Source organism: Hansschlegelia zhihuaiae (assembly GCF_004103825.1).
Lineage (GTDB): Bacteria > Pseudomonadota > Alphaproteobacteria > Rhizobiales > Methylopilaceae > Methylopila > Methylopila zhihuaiae.
Map to the genome: position 1 here is coordinate 65818 of NZ_RYFI01000006.1, position 5487 is coordinate 71304.

Sequence of the window (5487 nt, forward strand, 5' to 3'; positions counted from 1 at the left end):
GCACTGACCTCGTCATGCTGAGGAGCCGTCCGTCAGGGCGGCGTCTCGAAGCACGCAGTACGGTCGATGCTATCTCAAAGCGCCGTTCACGCCTCCTCGAGATATCGCCTCTTCAGGTGCGCCTTGAACACGCCGGCGTCGAGCGCGCGGCCGGTGGCGCGCGTCAGCAGGTCGTCGGTCTCGTAGAGGCAGCCCTGGCCGTGGACGTTGGCCCTCAGCCACGCCACAAGCGGCGCGAAGTCTCCGCGGCCGATCGCCGGCAGAATGTCGGGATCGGCGCGCTTCGCCGCGTCGAACAGCTGCGCCGCGGTCATCGCCCCGAGCGTGTAGGTCGGGAAATAGCCCCAGCCGCCGCTCGGCCAGTGGATGTCCTGCAGGCAGCCGAGCCGGTCGTTCGGCGGCGTGACGCCGAGCAGTTCCCCCATCCCGTCGTTCCAGGCGCCCGGCAGGTCGGCGAGCGCGAGGTCGCCCGCGATCATCGCCTTTTCGAGCCGGTAGCGCAGGATGACATGGGCCGGGTAGGTGGCCTCGTCGGCGTCGACCCGGATGAAGCCGCGCTCGACCCTGGTGTAGCGCCGCCAGAGCGCCTCCGGCGTCCAGGCCGGCCCGTCTCCGCCGAACGCCTCGCGCATGATGGGGCCCGCGAAGGCGATGAACTCCGGAGACCGGCAGGCCTGCATCTCGATCAGCAGCGACTGGCTCTCATGGACGCTCATGCCGCGCGCCTGCCCGACCGGCTGGCTCATATGGCCCTGCGGCCGGCCCTGTTCGTAGAGCGCGTGCCCGGTCTCGTGCAGCACGCCCATCAGCGCGGTGGTGAAGTCGGCCTCGTCATAGCGGGTGGTGATGCGGACGTCGTTGTCGGCACCGCCGCAGAACGGGTGGGTCGAGACGTCGAGCCGCCCGCGCTCGAAGTCGTAGCCGAGCGCGGCCATGAACCTCAGGCCGAGCGACCGTTGCGTCTCGACTGGGAAGGGGCCCTCGAGCGGCGGGTCGGCGGGCCGCCGCGCCTGCGCGGCGAGCGCCTCGTCGACGAAGCCCGGCAGGAAGTCCGCAAGATCGTCGAACAGCGCGTCGATCGCGGCCGAGCGACCGCCGGGCTCGTAATCGTTGAGCAGGGCGTCGTAAGGGTCGAGGCCGAGACGCTCCCCCTTGGCGCGGCCCATCTCGCGCTGGAGCGCCAGCACCTCGGAGAGGAATGGCAGCAGGCCGACGAAGTCGGAGTCCTCCCGCGCCTGGCGCCAGCGCATCTCGCAGGCCGAGACCGCCTTGCTGGAGGCCGCCACGAGGTCGGCTGGCACCGCGGTCTCGATCGCGAAGACCCGGCCGATCTCGCGCAGATTGGCGCGCTCCCAGTCGCCGAGGCCGTCGTCCCCGCCGGCCGCGTCGAGCATGTCGGCGACCCGCGGGTCGGTCGTCATGTCATGGCGAAGCACAGCGAGCGTCGCCATGCTGTCGGCGCGCGTCGCCGCGGCGCCCTTTGGCATCATGGCGGCGTTGTCCCAATGCAGGATGCCGAGCGCGTTCGAGACAGCTGAGATGCGCGCGAAATGCGCCGACAGGTCGGAATAGGCGGACATGGAGGCTCCGTGCGCCAGACGGCTCGGGATTTCCGGGATCAGCCGAGGAGCAGCAGCGCCGCCAGAGGAAGCGCGAGCAGCGACAGGAGGCTGAAGACGATCGCAAGCAGATAGCTCGCATTCGCGGCCGCCTTCTTCAACCTTGGGCCATCGATCTCGTCCGGCCCGTCAGGGTCGAGCAGCCTGACGTCGGCCCATTCGGTGTGGACGATCGCGGTCGCGGTCCAGTTGATCCAGGCCATGAGCCCAGCGAGCAGCGCGAAGCCGGCGCCTAGGACGAACGTCCATTGTGCGCTTGTCCGCATGAGCGCCTCGGGTCCCTGCGCGCCGGCGAGCAGCAGGAGGCCGGCGAGATGCACGAGCAGCAGCGCGGTCAGCAGCCATCGTCCGGCCTCGGACTGCGCCCGGCGCGCGAGCGCGGCGTGCTGGACGTTGAAGTCGTAGACCGCCCGCCGCTGGACGTCGCGGATGCCGAGGCGTCGTTCATCCGTCATGGCGAGACCGTCGAGGGGAGGGCGTCGGGCGAATGGCGCTGCACGGGCGTCAGGCTTGCAGCGGCCCGGAGGCCTTCCCGAACGCCGCGAGGGCCTTTTCGCAGGACTCGAGCGCGGCGATCGAGTCGCGCTGCTGGGCGATCAGGTCCTCGGCGATCGCGAAGGCGTCGGCGAGCGCGCGTCCTTGCGCGCCCTCGGCGCCGACCCGCTCGATCAGCCCGGCCAGCCGGCGCGCCCGCGCCTTGCTGACCGCCAGACGCTGACGCGCCTGATGAAGCTGGATCGCGATCGTTCCCGCGGGATTGATGGTCATTCCAGACGGATAGCCGAAAGGCCTTAAGATCCGGTCTCTCTCGCCGAGATTAGTCGATCGGCTTGACGTCGACCGAATGGGTGGTGGTCTGGGGGCCCGCGGTCATCAGCACCCCGTCGATCGGCGCGACGTCGGAATAGTCGCGGCCGACCGCGACCACGATGTGGTCGTTCAGCGCCTCGACGCCGTTGGTCGGGTCGAAGCCGCGCCAGCCGAGCTTGGCGCCCAGCCAGACCGACACCCAGGCGTGCATCGCGTCCGCGCCTTCGAGCCGCGGCTTTCCGGGCGGCGGCGTAGTGCGCAGATAGCCGCTGACATAGGCCGCCGGCACCCCGACGCCGCGCAGCGCCGCGATCATCACATGCGCGAAGTCCTGGCAGACGCCTTCGCGCTGCGCGAAGGCGTCCTCGAGCGGCGTGTCGACCTTGGTCGCGCCCGGCGCGTAGTCGAAGTCCGCCTGGATCCGGCGGGCGAGAGCCAGCGCCGCCTCGCCCGCTGGGGCGGAGAGGTCGACGGCCTCGGCAGCGTAAGCCGTGAGCGACGGCGAGGTCCGGACCACGCGGCTGTCGCCGAGATAATGCATGGGCCCGCTCGAGTTCGACACCTGCGAGGCGAGGCTGACCTCGATCAGGTCGCCGACCGACGGCGTCGCGGACAGATCGGGCGCGCCGCGGGCGACCGACACCCGGGCCGTCATGCTGACGTCGAGCGTCTGGTGGGGCTGTTGGATCAGCACGTGGTCCAGCGCGTTGCCGAAAAAGTCGAGCTCCGAGAATGTCTCGTCTGGCCGCGGCTCGATCGCGAGCACGACGGAGAGCAGCCGCTGGCCTGCCATCGCGCGCGGCCGCACGCGCAGGACATGGCGCGCGTCGTTGACGGCAGACAGATACTCGTAGCCGATGTTGAGCTTGATCTCGTAGATCATTCCGCGTCCGGGAAATCGCTCGGGGGCTTCGGCGTGGCGCTGAAATAGCGCTGGCTCAGAAGGTCCGAGATCACCGCGAGGTCGTCGGCGATGCGCGTCAGGAACGACTCCGTCGCCTCGGCCGCGTCGCCGGTCGCGAGCCTGACCTGGAGCCGCGCGGCGCGGCGGGAGACCGCGTGCAGCGTCTCGCCGCGCCGCATGCCGGGAAGCTCGTCGAGCAGCGCCTTGAAGCCGTTGACCTGGAAGGCGACGGCGCGCGGGTTGAGCGGATCGAGCACGCAGAGGTCCAGCACCGTCTCGCGCGAGAGGTCGACGGTGTAGCGCCGGCGATAGGCGATCCGGCTGTCGCTGAATTCGAGCAGCGCCTCCAGGCCGCCCTCGAGTTCCGGGTCGGCGCTCAGCGCCGCGGCCACCGTCGCGGTCATCTGGCCGCGCTCGAGCAGGCGCCCGGCCTGCAGGAAGCGCCAGCCGGTGAACTGGTACATGTTCTCATGCACGAGGCCCGCGAATCCCGCGAGCCTCGTCAGCATCGCACTCGACAGGTCGACCAGATTGCCGCCGGGGTCCGCCGTCTCGAGATGGGCTTCGACGAGGTCCACGACCTCGCGAAGCGCCCGCCAGCCATCGGGCGAGAAGCGGTCGCGGATGCGCGACGCGGTCGCGAAGGCGTCGCGGGCGAGCGTGCGCAGGCCTTCGGCAGGATCGCCCATCAGCGCGTCGACGTCGAACTTTGCGAGCGTCTCGCCGACGCGCGCCTCGAGCTCGCCGCGCCGCTCGCCCTCCGCGATGCGGGCCGCGTAGAGACGGACGAGCCGGGTCGCGGCCTCCGCGCGTTCGACATAGCGGCCGAGCCAATAGAGGTTGTCAGCGGCGCGGGCGGGCGGGGCGCTCGGCAGGCGTCGCGAAAAGGCCTGGCCTGCGCTCAGGAGCGAGACCGGATGTTCGGCGCGGTCGGTCGGCGCCCAGACGTCCAGCGAGTGCCCCCCGGCCTGCATCGAGACCGCGAGCGGGTCCGTCGAGCTCGAGACCCGGGCGAAGCCTCCCGGCATGACGCTCCAGCCCTCGGCGTCGCGCGCGAGATAGACCCGCAGGGTGACGGGCCGTGGCGTCAGCTTTCCATCCACGAAGACCGGCGCGGTCGAGAGCGCCACGATCTCCTGGCCCACCACCCCGACGCCCTTGCCGTCGAGCTCTTCCAGCAGACGGTCGGAGGCGGCGCGACGGATGCCGAGATCGAGGGGCCGGCGCCTGTCGTCCGCGTCGGCGGCGTGAGGAAAGGCGTCTGCGAGCGACAGCCGGTCGCGGTTGGCCGAGACATAGGCGCGCTCCTTCTCCTGCCCGCACCACCAGGTGGCGACGGTCGGCAGCAACAGCTCCTCGCCGATCAGCGCCCGCGCCAGCGCCGGCTGAAAGGCGAGCAGCGCCCGCGCCTCGAGGACACCGGAGCCGAGCGCGTTGACCATCTTGACCGCGCCGGCCCGCACCGCCCGCGCGAGGCCGGGAGTGCCGATGCGCGAGCCGGCGTGGAGTTCCAGCGGATCGGCGAAGTCCGAGTCGAGGCGCCGCCACAGCACGCTGATGGGCGTCGCGCCATCGACGGTGCGCACCACCACGTGGTCGCCCTGCACCGAGAGGTCGCCGCCTTCGAGCAACAGGAAGCCGAGATAGCGCGCGAGATAAGCGTGCTCGAAATAGGTCTCGTTGGCGGGGCCCGGCGACAGCAATCCGACGCGCAGCGCCTTGGCGTCGACTAGCGCGTTCATCGACTCGCGGAAGCGCCGGAAGAACCGCGCGAGACGCTGGATCTTCAGGTCGCGGATCAGGTCCGGAAAAGCGCGCGCGGTCGCGACACGGTTCTCGAGCGCGAAACCGGCGCCCGACGGCGCCTGCGTGCGGTCGCCCAGCACCCACCATCGCCCGTCGGGGCCGCGGCCGATGTCGACGGCGATGAAGCGCAGGAGCGGCTGTCCCGACTGTGCCTGATCGGCGAGCGGCCGCAGGAACTCCGGGTTCCGGCCGAGGATCGCGGCCGGAAGGATCCCGTCCTGAAGGAGCCGCCTCTCGCCATAGAGGTCCGCGATCAGCTTCTCGAGGAAGGTCGCGCGCTGGACGAGGCCGTCGACGAGGCTGCGCCACTCGGCCTGGCCGATGATGAGCGGCGGGGGGGGGGGGGGC

5 protein-coding genes are annotated in these 5487 nt (G+C 70.9%); all 5 read right to left on the reverse strand.

Features of this window, described 5'->3' with window-relative positions; translation table 11 throughout:
• Positions 1-86: 86 nt before the first annotated feature.
• A complete protein-coding gene (locus EK403_RS07900) occupies positions 87-1580 on the reverse strand; it encodes a carboxypeptidase M32 (protein ID WP_128776961.1) in 1494 nt (497 codons plus the stop codon).
• A gap of 38 nt (positions 1581-1618) precedes the next feature.
• The gene (locus EK403_RS07905; RefSeq protein WP_128776962.1) at positions 1619-2074 is read right to left on the reverse strand and encodes a hypothetical protein; all 456 of its coding nucleotides are present in this window, start codon (positions 2072-2074) and stop codon (positions 1619-1621) included.
• A 49-nt stretch (positions 2075-2123) separates the two neighbouring features.
• Positions 2124-2387 (reverse strand): hypothetical protein, encoded by a 264-nt coding sequence (locus EK403_RS07910; RefSeq protein WP_128776963.1) that lies wholly within the window; start codon positions 2385-2387, stop codon positions 2124-2126.
• Positions 2388-2436: 49 nt separating this feature from the next.
• Positions 2437-3312 carry a transglutaminase family protein gene (locus tag EK403_RS07915; protein ID WP_128776964.1) on the reverse strand — a complete coding sequence of 292 codons (876 nt, stop codon included), beginning with the start codon at positions 3310-3312 and terminating at the stop codon, positions 2437-2439.
• The coding region (locus tag EK403_RS07920) for a circularly permuted type 2 ATP-grasp protein (RefSeq protein WP_128777076.1) at positions 3309-5487 on the reverse strand (2179 nt) is incomplete at its 5' end. The genes EK403_RS07915 and EK403_RS07920, both read right to left, overlap by 4 nt.

Excerpts from the sequence above, each read along its gene's own strand:
- EK403_RS07900 (WP_128776961.1), bottom strand. The coding sequence starts at position 1,580 with ATGTCCGCCTATTCCGACCTGTCGGCGCATTTCGCGCGCATCTCAGCT.
- EK403_RS07910 (WP_128776963.1), bottom strand. The coding sequence starts at position 2,387 with ATGACCATCAATCCCGCGGGAACGATCGCGATCCAGCTTCATCAGGCG.
- EK403_RS07915 (WP_128776964.1), bottom strand. The coding sequence starts at position 3,312 with ATGATCTACGAGATCAAGCTCAACATCGGCTACGAGTATCTGTCTGCC.
- EK403_RS07905 (WP_128776962.1), bottom strand. The coding sequence starts at position 2,074 with ATGACGGATGAACGACGCCTCGGCATCCGCGACGTCCAGCGGCGGGCG.